17 protein-coding genes are annotated in these 21,632 nt (G+C 74.2%); 14 read left to right on the top strand and 3 right to left on the bottom strand.

Translation table 11 applies throughout. From position 1 onward, the window contains the following. Nucleotides 1-37: 37 nt before the first annotated feature. From GEV43_RS19380 to GEV43_RS19355, 6 genes are all read left to right on the top strand, one after another. Nucleotides 38-1,405, top strand: coding sequence for a PspC domain-containing protein (locus GEV43_RS19380; protein ID WP_160821904.1), 1,368 nt, complete (start codon nucleotides 38-40; stop codon nucleotides 1,403-1,405). Beyond that, nucleotides 1,398-1,649 carry a hypothetical protein gene (locus GEV43_RS19375; protein WP_160821903.1) on the top strand — a complete coding sequence of 84 codons (252 nt, stop codon included), beginning with the start codon at nucleotides 1,398-1,400 and terminating at the stop codon, nucleotides 1,647-1,649. Before GEV43_RS19380 ends, GEV43_RS19375 begins: the two co-directional genes overlap by 8 nt. A 394-nt stretch (nucleotides 1,650-2,043) precedes the next feature. Next, nucleotides 2,044-3,372, top strand: coding sequence for a dicarboxylate/amino acid:cation symporter (locus tag GEV43_RS19370; protein ID WP_160821902.1), 1,329 nt, complete (start codon nucleotides 2,044-2,046; stop codon nucleotides 3,370-3,372). 289 nt (nucleotides 3,373-3,661) lie between these two features. Then, complete coding sequence (locus tag GEV43_RS19365) at nucleotides 3,662-4,351, top strand: TetR/AcrR family transcriptional regulator (protein WP_160821901.1); 690 nt, start codon at nucleotides 3,662-3,664, stop codon at nucleotides 4,349-4,351. Nucleotides 4,352-4,549: 198 nt separating this feature from the next. After that, entirely contained in the window at nucleotides 4,550-6,439 is a 1,890-nt protein-coding gene (locus GEV43_RS19360; protein ID WP_160821900.1) for a hypothetical protein, read from the top strand. 62 nt (nucleotides 6,440-6,501) lie between these two features. Further along, nucleotides 6,502-6,909: a hypothetical protein gene (locus tag GEV43_RS19355; RefSeq protein WP_160821899.1), complete on the top strand. Its 408-nt coding sequence runs from the start codon at nucleotides 6,502-6,504 to the stop codon at nucleotides 6,907-6,909. Here the strand turns inward: GEV43_RS19355 and GEV43_RS19350 are convergent. Continuing rightward, nucleotides 6,896-7,333, bottom strand: a complete 438-nt coding sequence (locus tag GEV43_RS19350; RefSeq protein ID WP_160821898.1) for a cysteine dioxygenase — start codon at nucleotides 7,331-7,333, stop codon at nucleotides 6,896-6,898. The genes GEV43_RS19355 and GEV43_RS19350 overlap by 14 nt on opposite strands. A 391-nt stretch (nucleotides 7,334-7,724) precedes the next feature. On the opposite strand from GEV43_RS19350, the gene GEV43_RS19345 reads away from it, so the two are divergent. The 8 genes from GEV43_RS19345 to GEV43_RS19315 all read left to right on the top strand — a co-directional run bounded on the left by GEV43_RS19345 (nucleotide 7,725) and on the right by GEV43_RS19315 (nucleotide 17,742). Beyond that, nucleotides 7,725-9,131: an alkaline phosphatase D family protein gene (locus GEV43_RS19345; RefSeq protein ID WP_309239717.1), complete on the top strand. Its 1,407-nt coding sequence runs from the start codon at nucleotides 7,725-7,727 to the stop codon at nucleotides 9,129-9,131. 350 nt (nucleotides 9,132-9,481) lie between these two features. After that, nucleotides 9,482-9,640 carry a hypothetical protein gene (locus GEV43_RS46895; RefSeq protein ID WP_164717141.1) on the top strand — a complete coding sequence of 53 codons (159 nt, stop codon included), beginning with the start codon at nucleotides 9,482-9,484 and terminating at the stop codon, nucleotides 9,638-9,640. Beyond that, a complete protein-coding gene (locus GEV43_RS19340) occupies nucleotides 9,637-10,344 on the top strand; it encodes a peptidoglycan-binding protein (protein ID WP_309239716.1) in 708 nt (235 codons plus the stop codon). The genes GEV43_RS46895 and GEV43_RS19340 overlap by 4 nt, the downstream gene beginning before the upstream one ends. Nucleotides 10,345-10,556: 212 nt before the next feature. Then, nucleotides 10,557-11,054 (top strand): (2Fe-2S)-binding protein, encoded by a 498-nt coding sequence (locus GEV43_RS19335; RefSeq protein WP_160821897.1) that lies wholly within the window; start codon nucleotides 10,557-10,559, stop codon nucleotides 11,052-11,054. Then, on the top strand, nucleotides 11,051-13,477 hold the full coding sequence (locus GEV43_RS19330) for a xanthine dehydrogenase family protein molybdopterin-binding subunit (protein ID WP_160821896.1): 2,427 nt from the start codon (nucleotides 11,051-11,053) through the stop codon (nucleotides 13,475-13,477). Before GEV43_RS19335 ends, GEV43_RS19330 begins: the two co-directional genes overlap by 4 nt. After that, nucleotides 13,474-14,331, top strand: a complete 858-nt coding sequence (locus GEV43_RS19325; protein WP_160821895.1) for a xanthine dehydrogenase family protein subunit M — start codon at nucleotides 13,474-13,476, stop codon at nucleotides 14,329-14,331. The genes GEV43_RS19330 and GEV43_RS19325 overlap by 4 nt, the downstream gene beginning before the upstream one ends. A 174-nt stretch (nucleotides 14,332-14,505) precedes the next feature. Next, on the top strand, nucleotides 14,506-15,420 hold the full coding sequence (locus GEV43_RS19320) for an SRPBCC family protein (RefSeq protein WP_241682953.1): 915 nt from the start codon (nucleotides 14,506-14,508) through the stop codon (nucleotides 15,418-15,420). Between the two features lie 1,623 nt (nucleotides 15,421-17,043). Next, nucleotides 17,044-17,742, top strand: a complete 699-nt coding sequence (locus GEV43_RS19315; RefSeq protein ID WP_160821894.1) for a bifunctional 2-polyprenyl-6-hydroxyphenol methylase/3-demethylubiquinol 3-O-methyltransferase UbiG — start codon at nucleotides 17,044-17,046, stop codon at nucleotides 17,740-17,742. Nucleotides 17,743-17,765: 23 nt separating this feature from the next. Here the strand turns inward: GEV43_RS19315 and GEV43_RS19310 are convergent, their stop codons facing one another. Continuing rightward, nucleotides 17,766-19,685, bottom strand: a complete 1,920-nt coding sequence (locus GEV43_RS19310) for an arabinofuranosyltransferase (RefSeq protein ID WP_160821893.1) — start codon at nucleotides 19,683-19,685, stop codon at nucleotides 17,766-17,768. Then, a complete protein-coding gene (locus GEV43_RS19305; protein ID WP_309239715.1) occupies nucleotides 19,682-21,481 on the bottom strand; it encodes a CDP-glycerol glycerophosphotransferase family protein in 1,800 nt (599 codons plus the stop codon). Before GEV43_RS19305 ends, GEV43_RS19310 begins: the two co-directional genes overlap by 4 nt. Nucleotides 21,482-21,632: the final 151 nt, after the last annotated feature.

The raw sequence follows: 21,632 nt of genomic DNA, 5'->3' as shown, positions 1-21,632 counted from the left end.
ATGGCGGGCGCCCGCGCGAGCGGCGACGATGGTGGCCATGGCCGAGGAGCAGCACGCGACGACCGCGACACGACCGCCGGAGGAGGGCTACCGGCGGCTGACCCGCGACCCCGAGCGGCGGGTGCTCGCGGGCGTCTGCACGGGCATCGGGCGGTTCACCGGGATCGACCCGGTCGTCTACCGGGTCGGCTTCGCGGTCCTCGTCCTCGCGCACGGGCAGGGCATCCTGCTCTACATCGCGGCGGCGCTGCTGATGCCGGGGCGGCCCGGCGAGAGCTCGGCCGCCGAGAAGCTCTTCAAGCGGTGGCTGGACGGCGCCGGAGTGCTGTCGGTCCTCGGCGCGCTGCTGTGCGCCGGGGTGGCGCTGAGCCTGTTCGGCGGCGTCTCGACCGACTCGATCGCGGTCCTGACGGTCTTCGGCCTCGTCCTGCTCGTCGCGCACGCCCGGGGCGTGGACCTGGTCGGCACGGCGCGTTCGTTCCCCGAACGGCTCGCCGGGCATCCCCCGCGCCCCGCCCCCGCGTACGGGGAGGCGGCGTTCCAAGGGTCCGGCTCCGGGACGAGCCTGCACCAGGACGTCTTCGGGACGTCGCGCGGCGCGGGCGGCGGGCTGCCGGAGGGCATGATCGACCTGGCCACGCTCGGCTCGCCGCGCACGCCCGGGGCCGGGCAGGGCACGCCTCCGGCGGACGACGGGCCGTTCGGGACGGGCCTCCCGTTCCCGGGCGACGCGCCGTACCCCGGCGGGACGGCGGGCGCGACCGCGGCTCCCGCGCGGACCCGCGCGCCGCGCGCCAAGTCGCCGCTGACGCCGATCACGCTGCTGGCCGCGATGGCCGCCGCCGCGGCGATGACGCCCGTGGCGCACGGCCGGGAGCCGCTGGACGCGGCGCTGGTCATCATGGCCCCGGCGCTCGCCGTCGTGGGCCTCGGCATGGTGCTGGGCGCCTGGTTCCGGGTGCGGGGCCTCGCGACCGTCGGCGCCCTGCTCACCGTCGCCCTGCTGACGACCTCGGCCGCGACGGCGGTCCCGGCTGATATGAGGTACATGGACGTGGACTGGCGACCGACCGACGCGACCCTCTCCCATCAGGAGTACAGGCTCGGCATCGGCACCGCACGGCTCGACCTGACCGCGCTGCCGGTGGACCGCGGCCGCCGGGTGACCATCGACGCCAAGGTGACGGCGGGCGACCTGCGGGTCGCCGTCCCCCGCGCGACCCGCGTGGTGCTGGACGCCCGCGTCGGGCTCGGCGACCTCTCGGTCGGCGGCCGGACGATCAGCGGCCCCAACGCCAAGTCCGCCGACGTCCTCGAACCCGAGGGCGCGGCCGTCCGGAACCCGCCGGAGATCGTCCTGCGCATCCGCGCCCGGCTCGGAGACGTGAAGGTGACCCGTGACTGACCGGCCCGACACCACCAGGCCCGGGGACGCGGCGGACGCCGCGGCCCCGCCGCCCGCCAGGCACCCGTTCGACGCGGGCACCCTCCTCGCAGGGCTGTTCTTCCTCACCGCGGCGGGCGTGTTCCTGGCGGGCGGGCTCTCCGGCGCGTCCGTCATGGGCATGACCGCCCTCGTGCCGACCGTGCTGATCGGGCTCGGCGTGGTCGGCATCCTGCGCATCGTCACCCGCTCCCGCCGCCGCTGAGCCCGTACCTCCGCGCCCGATGTGACCAGGATCACACCCCTGCCCGGGAATCCACAAACCGGACATCAGGGTTAACTGTGCCCGTGAGGTTCTCCGAGAAGAGCGTTGTGCTCGTGGCCCGGCTGCACGTGGACCTGTGCCGCCTCGCCAGCGTCCTCTGTCGCGCCTGACCAGCTCCCCGCCCCCCTTCTCTTCTCCTTCTTCTCACCCCTCCGCCCTCCGGAACGTTCCGAGCCGCACCAGCGCCGGGCGCCCCGGGAACCGCCGCCCCGCGACGCGTCCGCGCCGTCCCGCCGGGGGCGTCCCGCCGCGCAGGCGGCGCCGCGCGACCGCGACCCGACGCGCACGGAAGCGACCCCCGGCAAGGGCGGACCCGACTCCTGGAGTCCCACCCGTGAACCTGCGCGTCTGGAAGTGGCAGTTCTGGCAGCAGATCGTGCTGTCGCTCGTGCTCGGCGTGATCGCCGGCGCCCTGATGAACAACCTCGGCGACGGCGAGAAGATCGCCGGGAACTGGCTCGACCCGTTCGGCGACGTCTACGTCAGCCTGCTGAAGGTCGTGGTCGTCCCGCTCGTGTTCGCCGCGATCGTGGTGAGCGTCGGGCGGCTGCGCAACGTCGGCAGCGTGGCCAGGCTGACCGCCAAGACCCTCGGCTGGTTCGTCGCCACCTCCGCCATCGCCACCGCGATCGGCCTGGCCGTCGGGCTGATCATCGAGCCGGGCAAGGGGCTCGGCAAGCTGGCGAGCGAGTCCACCGAGACCGACGCCGTCACCTGGACGCAGGTGCTGCACAACCTGTTCCCGTCCAACATCGTCAAGGCGATGTCGGAGGGCAACGTGCTCGGCGTCGTCACGTTCGCCGTGCTGTTCGGCGCCGCGCTGGTCGCGATCGGCGACCGCGGCGAGCGGCTGACCGGCCTGATCGACGACCTGTACCTGGTCATGCAGAAGGTCGTGTGGTGGGTCGTGCGGCTCACCCCGATCGGCTCGTTCTTCCTGATCGGCTCGGTCGTCGCGACGTACGGGCCGAGCTCGCTGTCGCCGCTGGCCAAGTTCACCGGCGCGATCTACCTGGCCGTCGCGATCATGCTGTTCGTCGGCTACCCGGTGCTGCTGCGGGTGTTCGGCCGCGTCTCGCCGCTGACGTTCCTGCGCAACTCCTGGCCCGCGATCCAGTTCGGCTTCGTCTCCTCGTCGTCCCTGGCCACCCTGCCGATCGCGCAGAAGGTCCAGATCGAGCGCAACGGCGTGCAGACCGAGTACGCGAGCTTCGCCCAGCCGCTCGGCGCCACGATCAAGTTCGACGGCTGCGGCGCGATCTACCCGGCGGTCGCCGCGATCTTCGTGGCCCAGTACACCGGCGTCCACCTCGGCATCGCCGACTACGCGCTGATCGCGCTCGCCGCGGTGATCGGCCAGCTCGGCACCGGCGGCACCCCCGGCCCCGCGCTGGTGGCGCTGACCCTGACGCTCACCACGGTCGGCCTGCCGCTCCAGGCGGTCGGCTACCTGATCGCGATCGACAAGGTCATCGACATGGCCCGCACCGCGCTGAACGTCACCGGCCAGCTCACCGTCCCGGTCCTGGTCGCCAGGTCCGAGGGCCTGCTGGACGAGAAGGTCTTCAACGGCCGCAAGGGCGACCTGACCTCGGGCCCCACCGAGCGGCCCGCCCCCGCCGAGCCCGCGCCGAAGACCGCCCCCAAGCCCGCCACGGCCTGACCACCCGTCCCGCCGGAGCGCACCCCGCGCCCCGGCGGGACACGTGCAAGGCCCCGCCGGAACGCACGCCGCTCCCCGCCGGAGCGCGCACCCCGCGCCCCGGCGGGGCGCGCGTCGGGCCCCGGACGCACTCCCCGCCGCCGAAGCGCTGCCGCAGCGCCGCTGAAGCACGGGTCGGCCCTGGGCGGGGGCGCGCGGGGGCCGTCGTTTCGGAACGGCGAGTAGTCTGTTCCGGACGGGCGGTCAGCGGGCCGTTCCGTTCAGGAGACCGAGAGACCGCGAGTTGCCGATGTCCGGGGATTCGGGGGCGGACGCGCTTCCAGGGTCGCGTTCCGCCCGGGAGCCGGAGCGGGCCATCAAGCCGGGACGGCACGGCCTCCCGCCCGAGACCGTCGCCGGGATCCAGCGCGACCGCCTCATCGACGCGTTCGTCCAGGTCGTCGCCCAGCACGGCTACCGCAACACCACGATCAGCCGCGTGACCGGCGCCGCGGGCGTCACCAAGAAGACGTTCTACGCCCACTTCGGCGACCTGGACGGCTGCTTCCTCGCCGCGTACGAGCGCGGCACCGCGATCGTGCTGGGCCGCATGGGCCGCGCCTACGCCAACGAGTCGTCCTGGGCCGAGGGCATCCGGGCCGCGCTGCGGGCGATGCTCGCCACCATGGCCGCCGAGCCGCACTTCGCGCGCGTCTCGCTCGTCGAGGTCAACGCGGCGGGGCCGCGCGTGCGGCGGGCCCGGATCGAGTACCTGCACGGCTTCCGCGGCTTCTTCACCGACCCCGCGTTCGACCTTGAGCCCGTCCCCGTCGCGGTCGTGGACGCCATCGTCGGCGGCGTCTACAGCGCCCTCTACGTACGGATCGAGTCGGGCGAGACGGCCGACCTGCCCGCGCTGCTCCCCGAGCTGACCTACTTCGCGCTGCTCCCCCTCGTCGGCAAGGAGGCGGCCGCACCCCACCTGGCCCGCCGCCCCTGACACACGGCCCGCCCCTCGGGGCGCTCGCGCACGGACGCCTCCTGCCGTCGCCGGTTGTCTCCCTGACCACAAGCGGACCGTCCCGAACGACCTCCTTGACGTGAAACACCCACGGGTTTCTATTAACGCTCACACGAGAAACCCGCGCCGTCGCGCGAAAACGCGCCGTCCCGGGCAAAAGCCGAAGGAGGCGATGGCATGGGCCATCGAGGTAGGCGGGCCGGGGCGCTCGCGCTGGCGGCCGTGGTGGGTACGAGCTCGTTCCTCGCGATCCCGGCCGCGCCGGGGCTGGCCGCGCCGGGCAAGGTCACCGAGATCGGCCTCCCGATCCCGGACGTGGCGCCGCTCGGCATCGCGAACGGCCCGAACGGCAGCGTGTGGTTCGCCGAGAACGGCGGCGGCGTCGGCAGGATCGACGGCGCGGGCAAGGTCACCGAGTACCCCGTGGCCGCCAACTCGCAGAAGAACCTCGGCATCCCCGACGCGATGGCGGCCGGCTCGGACGGCTCGCTCTGGTTCACCGACATCTCCGTCAGCGTCCCGCGCGTCGGCCGCGTCGATCCCGCCACCGGCGCGTCCACGCTGTACGAGCTGCCCCTGACCGGCGCGGTGAACTTCGCCAACGCCCAGGTCACCGGCATCGCGGCCGGCGCGGACGGCGCGATGTGGTTCACCGGCGGCTACTCCGGCGCGCTCGGCAGGATCGACGCGTCCGGCACCGTGACCGCGTACGCGACCGGCCTCACGCCGTACGCGGTGACGATCGGCCAGGACGGCGCGGTCTGGTTCACCAACAACGACGCGTCCATCGGGCGCCTGGACCCCGCGACCGGCAAGGTCACCTCCTACACCGCGCCGTCCGCCGGAACGGGGCTGCCCGCCCTCGGCGAGATCGTCCCGGGCCCGGACGGGCGGCTGTGGTTCACCGAGCCGGGCGTCGGCAAGATCGGCGCGCTGAACCCGTCCGACGGGCAGATCGCCGAGTACGGGGTGCCGACGGCCGACTCCAAGCCGACCGGCATCGTCGCCGGGACCGACGGCAGGCTGTGGTTCACCGAGTCGGCCGCGAGCAACGTCGGCTCGATCGACCCGGCGTCCGGGAGCGTCACCGAGCACCCCCTGCCCGCCACCCTGTCCTCCCCCATGCGGATCATGAACGGGCCCGGCGGCGAGCTGTGGTTCACCTCGCCGGGCCGCGGGAGGATCGGGCGCCTGGACCCGGCGGCGCCGCCGACCGGGACGCCCAACCAGTCCGTTCCGCCGCTGTCGGCCGGGTACCCGAACAACGCGGCCCGGTTCCAGAACCAGTGCCCGCGCGGGTCGATCTGCCAGACGCAGGTCACCACGGGCGGCAGCGTCAAGATCGGCACGTTCGAGCAGAAGCTGCCGAGCGGCGCGATCCGCATCACCGGCTACCTCGGCGACCCGGACGAGACGGGCGAGCCCGTCCTGAAGCCGCCGGTCACCGGGCAGCAGTTCGAGTCCGCGCCGGTCGAGGTGCCGGGCGGCCTGATCGGGCAGCTCCCGCTCGTCGGCCCGATCCTCGGCAAGACCCCGGCCGCGATGTGGGCGGTCAACAAGCTCACCGTCACGCAGTCGCTGGCGGGCCCCATCCACGTGTTCGTCACCGACACCGGCATCGGCGCGAAGGCCAGCCTGAACGTCAAGCTCAACAACACCCTGCTCGGCGGCAACTGCGTGATCGGCCCGATCGAGGCCAAGCTCGCGCCGACGTTCCGTTCCGGCGGGCTCGCGCTCGACCCGCAGCTCGGCTGGGTCGCGGCGCAGATCGGGATCGACGCGCCGATCGCCGTCCCCGCCGCGAAGGGCTGCGGGCCGTGGGGCATCCTCGACGGCGTCATCAACCAGATGATGGGCCTGCCGGCCGACCCGTCCAAGAACTCGATGAACCTCACCGGTGTGATGGCGCTCGGCAGCGGCATCAACGCCAGCAATGTCCCCGGCAACGCGCTGACGTCCGGGCCCGTCGCGGCGAAGGCCGGCAAGATCCTCAAGCAGCGGCAGGCGAAGCACGCCACCCGCAAGGCCCCGAAGAAGGTCACCCTCAAGCTCAAGGCCCGGCGCTGAACCCCCGTCCGTCCGGGGCGCGCCGCGGCGCACCCCGGGCGGGCGCCGACGAAGGAGGACCGATGATCCGGACGGCCGCCGCCGCGCTCGCGGCCGGGCTGCTGGTCACCGGCTGTAGCGGGAACGGACCCGACAGGGCGGACCCGCCCGCCTCGCACCCGGCGCCGTCCACGCCGTCCGCGTCCCGCCCGTCGCCGCCCACGGTCAACGGGGTGCGTCCGGGCGCGGAACGGCGGTCGAGCCTGGACGGCACCTGGACGTCCGGCAAGGTCGCGCTGCACCTGTTCCGCGGCGCCGCCGCGCTCAACCGCCCCACGTTCTGCTCGGGCACCGTCGCCGCGTCCGGCGACATCACCCTCACCTGCGCGAACGGCGACCGTACCCGGACGCGGGGGCGCGCGTCCCTGACCAGCCGCACGCTCACCGTCGGCTGGACCGGCGGCGTGCGGGACGTGCTCAGGAGGCGGTGACCGCCACCGCGTGCAGCGTCACCGCGTAGGCGGGGCCGGGGTTGGTCAGCTCGTGCGCGTGCCCGCCGCCGTGCACGCGCACCCGGTTGGTGCGCAGGGGCCGTTCGGCGACGCCGTCGGACGCGATCGTCACCTCGGCCAGCTCGCCCGCGATGACCGTGCTGACCGACGTCCCGCCGTGGTCGTGCACGCCCGTGCGGTGGCCGGGCGGCCAGGTCACCAGCCACGTCCGGACGCCGCGCGCCTCGCTCAGCGCGACCCGTACGGGCGCGTCGGGATCGAACGCGACGCGGTGCCACCAGTCGCCCGGGCGGGCGGCGAGCTCGCGCAGCCGGACGGCGAGCTGACCCACCGTCGGCGGACGGCTGCGCACCGTACGCCCGTGGGGATCGTCGTGACCACGCATCGTGAGGTCGGGAACCATGGGTCCAAGGTCCTTCGTGTGTTCGGAAGCCGGGCCGGTGAACGGGTCAGCGACAACACGAAGGACACAGCGCGCTGGCCACGCGGCGGAGGGCCACAGGGCTGGCGTGGGAGACGCGCGCTGACATGCCCCCAAGGAGACACGCAGCTACGGAGCGTTGTCAAGTCGCCCACGAAACGATCAACGCCGTTCACACCGCGGCCACCTCCGGTCCTGGCCGCGTACGCCGCCCGGCGAGACCATGCGCCCGGACCACCCTCAAGCGGAACGGAGCGGGCATGGACAGGCGGACACTCTTGCGCGGCGGCCTACTGACCGGCGCGGCGGTCGCGCTGCCGGGGCCGCGTCCGCGTCGGCCCTCGTCCGCCCGCGGCCGGGCCTCACCCACGGCGTGCAGAGCGGCGAGGCCACCGCGCACGGCGCCGTCGTCTGGGCCCGCGCGGACCGTCCGGCGCGGATGCTGGTCGAGGTCAGCCGCCGCCCCGACTTCCGGAACGCCCGCCACGTCCGGGGCCCCGTCCTCACGCCGCGCACCGACCTGACCGGCCGGGCGTTCCTGCGCGGCCTGCCGTCCGGCGAGGAGCTCCACTACCGGGTGCGGCTCGCCGACCTGGACCGGGGCCTGCTCTCCGCGCCCGCCGCCGGACGCCTCCGCACCGCGCCCCGCACCGCCCGCGACGTCTCGTTCGTCTGGTCGGGCGACCTCGCCGGGCAGGGCTGGGGCATCAACCCCGACATCGGCGGCTACCGCATCTTCTCCGCGATGAACGACCTCGACCCCGACTTCTTCCTGTGCAGCGGCGACCTCGTCTATTCGGACGGGCCCCTGGACGAGACCGTCAAGCTCCCCGACGGCCGTACCTGGCGCAATATCGTCACCCCGGAGAAGTCGAACGTCGCGCAGACCCTCGCCGAATACCGCGGCCAGTTCCGCTACAACCTCCAGGACCGCAATTTCCAGGCGTTCAACGCCCGCACGCCGATGCTCTACCAGTGGGACGACCACGAGGTCCTCAACAACTGGTATCCGGGCGAGATCCTGGACCTCCCCCAATACACCGAGAAGCGCGTGGACGTCCTCGCCGAACGCGCCCGCCAGGCGATGTTCGAGTACACCCCCACCGCCGCGCCCCGTTCCGGCCGGATCTACCGGAAGATCTCGTACGGCCCGCTCCTCGACGTCTTCATGCTCGACATGCGCACCTACAAGGACCCGAACGGCCCGAACAACTCCCCCACCTCAGAGAGCGGCCTCCTCGGCCGGACCCAGTCGGCCTGGCTCGAACACGAACTGCGCCGTTCCAAGGCCACCTGGAAGGTCATCGCGAACGACCTCCCCCTCGGCCTCGTCGTCCCCGACGGAACGGCCCAGGAAGCCGCAGCCCAAGGCGACCCCGGAGCCCCCCTGGGCCGCGAACGCGAAATCGCCGAGATCCTCTCGTACGCCAAACACCACCGCGTCCGTAACATGGTCTGGCTAACGGCCGACGTCCACTACACGGCGGCCCACTACTACGACCCGTCCAAGGCGTCCTTCAAAGACTTCGACCCGTTCTGGGAGTTCGTCTCAGGCCCCCTGAACGCCGGCGCCTTCGGCCCCAACCCCCTGGACGCCACGTTCGGCCCGCAACTCAAATTCCACCAGGCGCCTCCGCACGCCAACACCTCCCCGGCCGAAGGCTCCCAATTCTTCGGCCAAGTCCAAATCGACGCCGAATCCCGAACCCTGACCGTACGCTTGCGCGACCAGGACGGCACAGTCCTCTACACCAAAGCACTCACCCCAGCGACGCCGTGAGGCCCAGCGACCTGGCGAACACCTCGCGCGCCAGGGCGTTGACGGCCGTCGCGGGCGTTCGGCGTTGGCTGGAAGGGTGTCTGGGCGGGGGGCTGGCTGTCCGGAATGGTGGTTCTGGGGTGGTCTTTGGGGTGGGTGGGGATTCGCGGTTCCGGGGGCGGTGATGACCCCGCGCGGCTGTGCCGTGCAGGTACCGCGCGGTGACACCCATCCTGAGAGACACATGTGCGTTGAGCCGCGGATGGGTCTTGACGGAAAAGCCGGAGAAAGCAAGACAGTGCCACTACCGTCGGTGTCGGGTCGCGCACGCTACGCGGCGCGGCGGTGGTGCGGAACCTTCTGGAGGCGACGTGACTCGGACCGATGCCGAGGAGCTGACGTACATGAGGCAGGTGGACGTGCATCCCGACGTCCATCGGGCCACCGAGACCGACGAGGAGACCCTGCTGCGGGAACTGTACGGCGAGCCGGACTCCGACGGCGTCTACCGCGGGGAGGGCGACCGGTGAGCGCCGCGGGGATGCTGGCGCAGGCGCGCAAGACGCTGGGGATGTCCGGCCGGCCCAACAAGATCACGCGGGAGTACGCCAAGAGGCACGGGGACGAGTTCCTCAAGGCGTCCTGGTGCGACATGGCCGTGACCTACTGGGCGCGGCACAGCGACAACGCCGACGCCGTCCTGCCGGGCGGCGACCGGGCCTACACGGTGTGGCACGCGCAGGACTTCCAGAAGGCCGGGCGCTGGCACAGCGGCACGACGGCCAACGTCAACAAGGCCAAGCCCGGCGACATCGTGTTCTTCGACTGGGGCGCGACCAACTCCGTCGGCGCGATCGACCACGTCGGGATCGTGGAGAAGGCGCTCGGCAACGGGCGCGTGCAGACGATCGAGGGCAACACCTCCGACGCGTGCAAGCGCCGCGTCCGCGCCTCGAACGTCATCGCCGGGTACGGACGGCCCGCCTACGGCGGCAACGACTGGATGGAGGCCATGGTGAAGAAGCTCCCGCAGCTCGCGAAGGGCGACCACGGCGAGCACGTCGAGTCCGTTCAGGGGCTCCTGCTCGCGCGCAGCCACCCGGAGGTGAGCGTGACCGGGCGGTTCGACGACACGACGGAGAAGGCCGTGCGCGCCGTCCAGAAATGGGGCGGTATCGACGCCGACGGCGTCGTCGGACCGAAGACCTGGCCCGTCCTGCTCCGCGTGCACTAGGCGCCCGCCGGGCCCCGTCCCCGCGCGGGACGGGGCCCGTGCAATTAGGGAGAACGGGGGACTAGTACGCGGTTCGGCCCCGTCATACCTTCGGATGGTCGCCTTTCCCGGAGGTGGGCCCCGATGGCGTGGCCGGACCGTCAGCGCGCCCCTCCCGCCGAGGACGTCTCTCCCGTGCAAGCCCGAACCGAGACGCCCCTGGGGAGGAACGCATGCCACGAATCCGCGTCGAGGTCGACGGAACGGCGTACGAGGACGACGTCGAACCGCGCCTCCTGCTCGTCCACTACCTGCGCGACCGGCTGGGGAAGGTCGGAACCCCCGTCGGCTGCGACACCACCAACTGCGGAGCCTGCACCGTCCTGATGGACGGGCTGAGCGTGAAGAGCTGCTCCGTGCTCGCCGTCCAGGCGGACGGCCGCGACATCACCACCGTCGAGGGGCTCGGCGGCGACCACCCCATGCAGCGGGCGTTCCACGAGGACCACGCGTTGCAGTGCGGTTACTGCACCCCCGGCATGATCCTGGCCTCGATCGACCTGCTGCGCGACAACGCCGACCCGTCCGACGGGGAGATCCGCGAGGGGCTCGAAGGCAACCTGTGCCGCTGCACCGGCTACCAGAACATCGTCCGGGCCGTACGGCGCGCGGCCGACGAGATGCGGCGGCCCGCAGACCAGCGGCCCGCGGGGCAGGAGGTGGCGCCATGACCGCGGCGCCGGAGGCCGGGGCCCCGGAGGTCGGCGCCCCGCGCCGGAGGTCCGAGGACGCGCGGCTGGTCACGGGCAGGACGCGCTGGACCGACAACATGCAGCCCGCCGGGACGCTGCACGTGGCGTTCCTGCGCAGCCCCCAGGCGCACGCGCGGATCGTCCGCGCGGACGCCGAGCGGGCGCGGGAGCGTCCGGGCGTCGTCGCGGCGTTCACGGGCGCCGACCTGGCGGACGAGCAGGGATCGCTGCCCTGCGCGTGGCTCGTCACCGACGACATCAAGCATCCGGACCATCCGCCGATGGCGGTGGACGAGGTGCGGTACGCCGGGGAGCCCGTCGCGTGCGTGGTGGCCCGCGACCGCTACGCGGCGTTCGACGCGCTGGAGGAGATCGACGTCGACTACGAGCCGCTCGCGCCCGTCGTCGACATGGACGCGGCGGTCGAGGACGGCTCGCCCCTCGTGCACGAGGGCCTCGGGACCAACAAGTCGTACACGTGGGTGTTCGAGAACGGCGACCTCGACGCGGCGCTGCGCGACGCGCCCGTGGTGCTCGAACGCCGGTACGTCCAGCAGCGGCTGATCCCCACCGCGATGGAGCCGCGGTCGGTGCTGTGCGTGCCGGAGGGCGACGAGTTCACGCTGTACTCCGCCACGCAGATCCCGCACATCCTGCGGCTGATGCTGGCGACGGTGACGGGGATCCCCGAGCACCGGCTGCGGGTCGTCGCGCCCGACGTGGGCGGCGGGTTCGGCTCCAAGCTCCAGGTGTACGGGGAGGAGGTCATAGCGCTGCTGCTCGCGCGCCGGCTCGGCCGCCCGGTGAAGTGGACCGAGTCGCGCAGCGAGGGCAACATGGCCGTCCACCACGGCCGCGACCAGATCCAGCGGCTGACCCTCGCGGCGGACGAGGACGGGCGGATCCGCGGGCTGAAGGTGGACCTGCTCGCCGACATGGGCGCGTACCTGATGCTGGTGACGCCCGGCATCCCGATCCTCGGCGCGTTCATGTTCAACGGCATCTACAAGATGGACGCCTACTCGTTCACGTGCACGGGCGTGTTCACGACGAAGACGCCGACCGACGCGTACCGGGGCGCGGGACGTCCCGAGGCGACGTACGCGATCGAGCGGCTGATGGACGAGCTGGCGGCGGAGCTGGACCTCGACCCGATCGAGGTGCGGCGCCGCAACTGGATCGCCAAGGAGGAGTTCCCGTACGAGACGGTCGCGGGGCTGACGTACGACTCGGGCAACTACGAGGCCGCGACCGAGAGGGCCCTCGCGCTGTTCGAGTACGACAAGCTGCGCGCCGAGCAGGCCGACCGCAACGAGCGGCGCGACCCGGTGCGGCTCGGGATCGGGGTGTCCACGTTCACCGAGATGTGCGGGATCGCGCCGTCCCGGGTGCTCGGCTCGCTGTCGTACGGCGCGGGCGGCTGGGAGCACGCGTCGGTGCGGATCCTGCCGTCCGGGAAGGTCGAGGTGGTGACGGGGTCGTCCGCGCACGGGCAGGGCCACGAGACGGCGTGGGCGCAGATCGCGGCCGACCGGCTCGGCGTGCCGTTCGAGGACGTCCGGGTGCTGCACGGCGACACGGCGATCGCGCCGAAGGGCATGGACACCTACGGGTCGCGGTCGCTCGCGGTCGGCGGGGTGGCGCTGTACGCGGCGTGCGACAAGGTCGTGGACAAGGCCCGGAGCATCGCCGCGCACCTGCTGGAGGCGGCGGAGCAGGACCTGGAGTTCACCGGCGGCCGGTTCGGGGTGCGGGGCGTCGCGGGCGAGGGCGCGACACTCCAGGAGGTCGCGCTCGCCGCGTTCGCCGCGCACGACCTGCCGGACGGGCTCGAACCGTCGCTGGACTCCGACGCGACGTTCGACCCCGACAACTTCTCGTTCCCGCACGGGACGCACCTGTGCGCGGCGGAGGTCGACACCGAGACGGGCATGGTCAGGCTCCGCTCGTACGTCGCGGTCGACGACGTCGGCAAGGTCGTCAACCCGCTGATCGTGGAGGGGCAGGTGCACGGCGGGCTCGCGCAGGGCATCGCGCAGGCCCTCTACGAGGAGGCGGTGTACGACGCGGAGGGCAACCTGACCACGACGACGATGGCCGACTACCTGCTGCCGTCGGCGGCGGACCTGCCCGAGTTCACGACCGACCGCACCGAGACGCCCGCGACGTCCAACCCGCTCGGGGTGAAGGGCGTGGGCGAGGCGGGCACGATCGCCTCGACCCCCGCGGTGGTGAACGCGATCGTGGACGCGCTCAGGCCGTTCGGCGTGTCCGACGTCCCGATGCCCTGCACGCCCGAACGCGTCTGGCGCGCCCTGCGCGGCGAACGCGGCGAACGCGGCGGCGAGGGCGCGGAGCCCGGGGCCGGGGGCGGTCTCGGATCGGCTGGAGGTGCGCGGTGATCCCGGCGGCGTTCGAGTACGTGCGGCCCGCGTCGGTCGAGGAGGCGGTCGCCGCGCTCGCGGAGGCGGGCGAGGACGCCAAGGCGATCGCGGGCGGGCAGAGCCTGATGCCGCTGCTGCGGCTGCGGCTCGCCTACCCCGACGCGCTGGTGGACCTGGAGCGCATCGGGGAGCTGCGCGAGATCCGCGACGACGGCGACGCGCTGCTCATCGGCGCGACGGCGACGCACCACCAGGTGATGCGGGACCCGCTCGTCCGCGAGCACGCGCCGCTGATCGCGGCGGCGACCGCGACGGTGGCCGACCCGGCGGTACGGCATCGCGGCACGTTCGGCGGCTCGCTCGCGCACGCGGACCCGGCGGGCGACCTGCCCGCCGCGGCCCTCGCGCTCGACGCGGTCGTGCTCGCCCGGTCGGTGCGCGGCGAGCGGCGGATCCCGGCGGCCGAGTTCTTCGTGGACTGGATGACCTCCACGCTGGAACCGGACGAGGTGATGACCGCCGTCCGGATCCCGAAGCTCGGCGCGGGCTGGGGCGTGCACTACGAGAAGTTCCACCGGACGGCGCAGGCGTGGGCGATCGTCGGCGTGGCGTGCGCGGTCCGCCGCGAGCGCGGCGCGATCGAGGACGCCCGGGTGGCGCTCACCAACATGGGCCCCGTCCCGGTGCGCGCGTCCGCCGTCGAACGCTTCATCGAGGGCCGAACGGTGTCGGAGAACTCGTTCCGTTCAGCAGGCGAACGGGCCGCCGAAGGCACCGAGCCCCCGACGGACCTGCACGGCTCGTCCGAGTACCGGACCCACCTCGCCACGGTCCTGACCACCCGGGCCCTGACCGCCGCCGCGACCGTCTGACCCCGCCACGGGCGGCGCCGTTCCCGAGCGACTCCATGGGGGCGGCGCCGCCCGCGCACGGGGGCGTGGGCGCGCGGGCGGGGCGTTCGTGGGGCGGGTGGGTGGCGGGGCGGCGCGGGGGGTGTCTGGCGGCGGGACGGGTGACCGCCGTAAGGTCACGAACAAGCCCCCCGGATGAGAAGGGTCCACGACATGGAGCTCGACCACGAATTCACCGTCCCCGTACCGGTGGATCGGGCCTGGTCGGTGCTGCTCGACGTCGAGCGCGTCGCGCTCTGCATGCCGGGTGCCACGCTGGACTCGGTCGACGGCGAGGAGTACGCGGGCCGGCTGAAGGTCAAGGTCGGCGCGATGACCGTCACCTACCGCGGCACCGCCCGCATCGTCGCGGCGGACGAGTCGGCGCGGACGGTCACGATCGAGGCCGCCGCGAAGGAGGCCCGCGGGCCGGGCACCGCCTCCGCGACCGTCCAGGCGCGGCTGCACGACGGCGACGGCGGGACGACACGCGTCACCGTGCACACCAAGCTGAACGTGACGGGCCGTCCCGCGCAGTTCGGCCGCAACATCCTCTCGGAGGTGGGCGCCAAGCTCATCACCCGCTTCGCCAAGGCCCTCGCCCAGGAGATCGAGTCGCCCGCGGCGGCGCCCGAGATCGAGCCGAAGCCCGCTCCGCGGATCGAGGCGAAGCCGGACGCGCCCGCCGCGCTCGCCGAGCCGCCCGCCGCGCCGCCCGCCGCCGAAGCCGAGGCCGTCTCGCCTGTGGAGCGCGTTGAGCCCCCTGAGCCCGTTGAGCCTGTGAAGCCCGTGCCGTCCGTTCCGCAGCAGCGGCCCGCCAGCTCGGTCGAGTCCACAGCCTCGGACGCCGAACGCGAGCCGAAGAAGCCGGAGCCCAAGGCCGAGGCGGCGTCCGCGGCCGCGCCGTCAGCTCCCGTCACGCCGCTGCGGCGGCGGGAGGACGACGACGCTATCGACCTCCTGGAGGTCGCGGGTCCCTCGGTCGCCAAGCGGGCCGTTCCGGCGGTCGGGGCCGTGGTGCTGTTCCTCCTGGCGGTCCGGTTCCTGGTCCGCCGCCGGCGGCGCCGCTGAACGCCGGGACGGGACGAACGCCAGCGCCACGGCCAGCGCCCCGAACGGGAACGCGGGCAGCACGTACCGGTAGTCGAAGTCGGCCGTAGCGGCGGGCACGACCAGCAGCCCGAACGAGACCGTCCACGGCAGCACGGCACGCGACGCCGCCCCGTTCCGCCGTCCGCGCACGATCCCGGCGGCGGCGGCGAGGAGCAGGACGCCGAGGACCGTGCCGGGCAGGTACGCGCCGCGCTGGTAGGCGCGCATCCAGCGGGCGTACGGCTCGATGACCGGCCGCGTCCCGGCCGCGCCCGCGTAGGGCCGCGCCACCTTGGCCTGCCTGGCGTTGAGCCGCCGCTCGCGCGCGGGGAACTCGTACTTCGCGAACGTCCACGGCGACGGGTACACCGTGCGGCTCCAGGCGAACGCCCGCGCCGTGTCGCGCACCACGATCCGCAGGTAGTCGAGGGGCTGCGCGCGGATCGCGGCCCAGGCGAACTCGCCCGCGATCCGGTTACCGCCCGCCTTCCCGCCGGGCATGGCGGCGAACGGCGACCGGTCCGTCCACAGGGCGGCGTACGCGGGAGACACGTCCTCGGGCGGGGTGCGCGGGCACAGCCGCGCCAGCGCGGGACGGGGCCTGATGGCGCCGCAGTCGGCGAACGCGGCGGTCCGCCCGTACAGGAAGACTTTCTCGGTGCTGGTGAGCGCGAACCTCCCGTGCGCGGCGCGGAACCACGTCGCGTACAGCCCGATCGGCACCGCGCACGCCACCGCCAGCGCCAGCGCGGGGACGACCGCCGCCCGCCGACCGCGCCGACCGCGCAGGGCGAGCCAGGCGAGGGCCACAAGCAGCAGGGGGAGGGCGACGGTGCGGGTGACCGCCGCCAGGCCGAGGAGCAGGCCCGCGAGGACGGCCGCGCGCGCCGTGACGTCCGTCCGCCACAGCAGCGCGGCGACCCCGGCGACCAGCAGGAACGTGAACAGCGTGTCGGACAGCAGGAGGTGTTCCAGCTCGATCTGGTACGCGTCGAACAGCACGGGCGCGGCGACCGCCGTCCCGGCGGCGCTCGGCGCCCACCACCGGCCGCCCCACGCCGACGCCCGCACGTGCCTGTGGACGAGCGCGTACAGCAGCACAGCGGTGGCGAGGCCGATGAGGTGCTGGACGGCGGCGACGGCGGTGAGGCTCCGCAGCGGCGACAGCGCCCCCAGCATCACCGAGTAGGCGCTGGCGCGCGTCCCGGACGGCGTCAGGGTGAGCGCCGACCGCAGGTAGCCGACCGAGTCGCCGAACCACAGCGCGCCCGGATACCCGAGTACGGCCAGCAGCCGCAGCGACGCGGCGACGACCAGCGCGAACGCCATCAGCGCATGGGCGCGCGCGAAGGTGGACGACGCCCTCGGCATGGAGTGACCCCCCGATCACCTCGGTCCGGTCCGCGATCACCGGCACCGTTCCGTTCCTGCCCCGGGACCGCGCCGCTCACGCACCGTGCGGGCGCGGTGCCGGAGCGTTCCGCCGCCGGTCCGGCAGCGGGCCGGGCGCCTCGCGATCTTCCGGCCAAGAACGGGTCAACGCTGTGCCGGGCGCGGCCCTGACGCTGGCGGGCGGCGTCCGTGATCACGTCGGCTGGTGCCGTGGACACCATCGAGATCCAGCGGATCGCCGAGGTCGAGGACGAGAGCTGGTGGTACCGGGAGCGCCGGGCCGCCGTCGCCCGCGAGCTGCGCCGGATCGGGACGCCGGGCCGGGCCGTCGACATCGGCGCGGCCGGGGGCGGCAACACCCGGGTCCTCGCCGCGCACGGCTGGGACGCGGTGGCCGTGGACGGCTCGCCCGCCGCGGTCCGGCTCGCGCGCGCACGCGGCGTCGAGGCGTACGAGGGCGACGCCGCGTACCTGCCGCTGCCGTCCGGGCACTTCGACTTCGCGATGGCGCTGGACGTTCTGGAGCACGTGGAGGACGACCGGGCGGCGGCGGCCGAGATGGCGCGGGTGCTGCGGCCCGGTGGGACGGCGCTGGTCTCCGTGGCGTGCGACCTGTCGCTGTGGTCGGCGCACGACGTCGTGCTGGGGCGCGTCCGCCGCTACAGCCGCCGGGCCCTCGCCGAGGTGATCGAGGGGGCGGGCCTCCTGGTCGACCGGATGTGGAGCTGGAACGTGCTGCTGCGCCCGTTCGTCCGCTGGCGGCGGCACCGCGCGGCCGGCTGGGGCCTGGAGCGTTTCCATCCCGCCGTCAACGCGGGCCTGCGCGCGGTCGCGACCCTCGAACGCCACCTTCCGGTCAAGCAGCTCCCCGGCGTCACCCTCTTCGCGAGGGCCCACCGTCCCGTCTGAACGCCGGAGTCAGCCGTCGGCCGTCAGCGTCCGGCGCGGCGGACGGCGACGACCGTCTCCCGGCCGGCGCGCGTCACGTCCCACCGGTCCGGGGTGAAGTTCAGCGGGGTAAAGCGCACCGCCGGCTTGTGGTGCAGGGGACGCCACGTCCAGACCCGCCCGGCGTTCTCGTTCCGCAGGACGAAGACGTCGATCGGGCCGAACGGGGTGGCGGCGGAACGGCGCGCGAAGGCGGCGGCGTCCCCGGAGGCCGCGAGCGCGCGCAGGGCGGCGAACCGGTCGTCCCAGCGGGTCGGGGTCAGCGCGGCGGTGCGGTCCACCGCGATGTAGCCGCGCCACGGCAGGTACGAGAAGAGGCGCTCGTCGTAGGCGAGGGTGCGCGGGCGGGCGCCGCGCCCGAGACGGGACTCCACGGCGGCGCGTACCTGCTCGACGGGGAACCGCCCCTGTCCCGGCAGCGCGCGCGGGAAGTCGCGGCGGCCGTCCGGCGCGGGCTCGGCGTGCGCCCGCGCGACGGGCGACGTGCCCGCGGCGCGGACGGCGGCGCGGCCCGCGCTGCCCGGCATCCACGCCTCGTAGCAGGTCGCGCCCGTCCAGGCCGCCGCGCAGGCGAGCCCGAGCGCGCCGAGGCCGCGCGGCGGGACGGCGCGCAGCCGCCGCCCGAGCCCCGGCAGCGCCCGCGCGGCCGTGAGGACCCCGGCGAGGACGAGCAGCGCGTCGGTCATCACCGCGGCGTGGTGGATCATGCCGGTGTGCCCGGTCAGCAGGTACCGGACGGCGCAGCTCAGCCGGTAGAAGTACGTGCCGAGGACGAGCGCGGTCAGGGGCGGCGCCCACCAGGCCGCGCGCCGGTACCAGACGAGCCCGGCCAGCCCGGCGAGCTGGAGCAGCCCGGCGAACGACGGCCGCAGGAACGGGAACGGGTTCAGCGCGATCGCCCACGCCCCGAAGTGGTCGGCGACGACCTGCCCGCCCGACAGCAGCGCCGCGCCGTACGGGACGAGGTAGGGCGAGGCGATCAGCGCGGCGAGCCCGGCCGTCCGCCCGGCGTGGGCGAGGTGCGCGCGCCGGTCCGGCGCGCCGTGCCAGCCGATGGCGACCAGCGCGGCGATCCCGGCGGCGGAGTAGATCAGGTAGCCGTGGTAGGTCAGCAGGATCAGCCCGCCGATCACGCCCGCGGGGAGCCAGTGCAGCCGCCCGCGCGGCGGGCCGGCGAACGCCGCCAGCAGCCACGGCACGGTGACCGCGAGCGCGAGCACCTCGAACGCCTTCCACGGGTCGTGGAAGACGGCCAGCCCGGCGAGCGCCAGCACGAGCGCGAGGCCGGGCGGGACGAGCCGCCGCCACAGCAGGAACGCGGCGACGACGGTCGCGGAGGTGACGAGGACCTCCGCGTCGCCGAGCAGCCGCCACGCCGGGACGCCGGTCAGCGCGGCCGTCCGGCCGACCAGCCACGGGTAGAGCAGCGGGTACTCCGACGGGACGCCCGCCACGATCCCGTCGCTGCTGAACGCGGTGACGCCGTAGCGGGTGGCCATCGCGGTCATCCGCGCCATGTCGCCGTACAGGCCGTTGAACCCGAACGGCGTGCCGTGCAGCGCGGCCCGCATGACCAGCGCCGTCCACGACGCGAACAGCCCGGCGCTCGCCGCCACCAGCGCGTCGGACGCCCGCCACAGCCCGGCCGCCAGCGCCGCGGCGAGCAGCAGCGCGCCCGCGACGAGCGGCAGCATCGTGCCGCGCAGGGTGAACGGGCCCGCGGCGTCGCCCGCGAGGCCCGGCAGCGCCATCGCGACCGGCAGCGTGCACGCCCACGCGCCGACGGCCCAGGCGGCGACCGGCAGGCGGACGGCGGCGCCCGCGCCGAACGGCCACCGCCGCCGCGCCCGGCCGTCCTCCCCCGCCCGCCCGCTCTCCCGGCCGGGCGCCTCCAGAACGGTCACAGGGCGCCGCCGAAGACCCGCTCCACGACGCGGATCGTCGCCTTGCCGTCATCGAGCGGGCAGTGCCGTTCGGTGAACGCCCGGTACGCGGCGGCGTGCTCGTCCGCGACCGCGTCGAGGTCCTTCAGGGCGTCCACGACCTGCGCGGACGTGGACAGCAGCGGTCCGGGCGCCTCGGCCTCGAAGTCGAAGTAGAAGCCGCGCAGCGAGTCGCGGTACGACTCCAGGTCGTAGGTGAAGAACAGCATCGGCCGCCCGGTGACCGCGAAGTCGAACATGGCCGAGGAGTAGTCGGTGACCAGGACGTCGGCGACGAGCAGCAGCTCCTGCATCTCGGGGTACAGCGACACGTCGAAGACGAAGTCGCGGCCCGCCTCGGGCACGCGGTCCACGATGTTCGGGTGGCGGCGGACGAGCACGGCGTACTCCTCGCCGAGCTCCCGCCACAGGGCCTCCAGGTCGAGCCGCAGGTCGAGCCGGTACTTGCCGCGCCGGTAGAACTTGTCGTCCCGCCACGTCGGCGCGTACAGCGCGACCTTCCTCCCCTCCGGCACGCCGACGGCGGCCCGGACGCGGGCGGCGAGCGCGTCGCGTTCCGGCGCGAAGAACACGTCGTTGCGCGGGTAGCCGGTCTCCAGCACCTCCCCCTTGAACCGGAACGCGCGGCGCAGCACGGACGTGCACCAGGGGCTCGGCGACACCAGGTAGTCCCACTGGCCGACCTCGCCCGCCAGCCGCTCGTGGTAGTCGCGCGTCGCGAACTGCACCTTCTCGATGTCGAACCCGATGCGCTTCAGCGTGTTGCCGTGCCACGTCTGGACGACGGTCTGCTCCGGCCGCGCCTCGAACCACGACGGCAGGTGCGAGTTGACGACGACGTACTCGGAGCGGGCGAGCGCCTCGAAGTGGTCGCGGCCGAGCCTGCGGACCGGCGTGACGCCGTCCGGGACCTCCGCCTGCCCGTTGTCGACCACCCACAGGTACTCGAACGGCGCGTCGCGTCGCCGCAGCTCCTCCAGGACGGCGCGGGGGCTGTCGGAGTACTGCCGCCCGAAGTAGCTCTCGAACAGCACCGCCCGCCGCAGCGGCTCGGCCCGGACGCGCGGGTAGAAGCCGTCGCGCAGGTCGTCCTGGGCGCGGCGGCCCCGCTCGTCCGGGAGCAGGTCGTTCTCGGCGGTGAGGACGGGCGACTCGCCGCGCACGTCCGTCAGCGTGAACGCGCGGCCGTCCACGACGCAGCGGGCCGGGAGCCGTTCGTGCAGGGTCTCGTCCACCTGCGCCGGGGCGTCGGCGGCGTCCGCGCCCTCGCCGACGCGGGCGGCGAGCCGGTAGCCGCCCGCGGGCAGCGGCAGGACGCCCGCGAGCGACGCGACCCGTCCGGGCGAGAACTCCACGGTGAAGCGCTGCCCGATCCGGCCGAGCGGGAGGACGGTCTCCTCCGCGCGGCCGTTCGCGGCGATCACGAACGCGGCGGGCACGCCGTCCGGGAGCGGGAGGTCGCCGCCGAGGACGAGCCGCCCGTCGCCGGTCCAGTTGACCGAGTCGAGCACCGGGCAGACGGCGCGTTCGCGCAGCTCCAGCAGGCCGCGCGCGGTGCGGTGCACGGCGACCTCGCGGCGCGCCTCCGGCCCGCGCGGGAACCGGGGCCTCGGCGCGGACCCGGCCAGCCGCACCGCGAGGTCCCCGTCCCGCCCGCCCGCCAGCCGGACGGCCCAGGCCGCGCCGTCGCCGAGCGCCCGCGCCTCCGGGCTCATCGGCGGGAACGGCCCCGGCGCGCCCGCCCCGAGATCGTCCACCGGCACCCGCGCGGTGAACCGCCACACCCCGGCCCGGCCGTCGGCCGCCTCGCCCGTGCCCGCTTCGCCCGTGCCCGCTTCGCCCTCCGCGCCCGGCTCGTCGGCGTACGCGAGCGGGTAGCGGCGCGGGAAGCCGCCGGGCGCCCGCGTC

This window comes from Actinomadura sp. J1-007, from assembly GCF_009793335.1.
GTDB classification, from domain to species: Bacteria; Actinomycetota; Actinomycetes; order Streptosporangiales; family Streptosporangiaceae; genus Spirillospora; species Spirillospora yumaensis.
This window is presented reverse-complemented; position numbering and strand designations above follow the sequence as displayed.

Excerpts from the sequence above, each read along its gene's own strand:
- GEV43_RS19350 (WP_160821898.1), bottom strand. The coding sequence starts at position 7,333 with ATGGTTCCCGACCTCACGATGCGTGGTCACGACGATCCCCACGGGCGT.
- GEV43_RS19355 (WP_160821899.1), top strand. The coding sequence starts at position 6,502 with ATGATCCGGACGGCCGCCGCCGCGCTCGCGGCCGGGCTGCTGGTCACC.
- GEV43_RS19320 (WP_241682953.1), top strand. The coding sequence starts at position 14,506 with ATGAGAAGGGTCCACGACATGGAGCTCGACCACGAATTCACCGTCCCC.
- GEV43_RS19365 (WP_160821901.1), top strand. The coding sequence starts at position 3,662 with ATGTCCGGGGATTCGGGGGCGGACGCGCTTCCAGGGTCGCGTTCCGCC.
- GEV43_RS19330 (WP_160821896.1), top strand. The coding sequence starts at position 11,051 with ATGACCGCGGCGCCGGAGGCCGGGGCCCCGGAGGTCGGCGCCCCGCGC.
- GEV43_RS19380 (WP_160821904.1), top strand. The coding sequence starts at position 38 with ATGGCCGAGGAGCAGCACGCGACGACCGCGACACGACCGCCGGAGGAG.
- GEV43_RS19360 (WP_160821900.1), top strand. The coding sequence starts at position 4,550 with ATGGGCCATCGAGGTAGGCGGGCCGGGGCGCTCGCGCTGGCGGCCGTG.
- GEV43_RS19335 (WP_160821897.1), top strand. The coding sequence starts at position 10,557 with ATGCCACGAATCCGCGTCGAGGTCGACGGAACGGCGTACGAGGACGAC.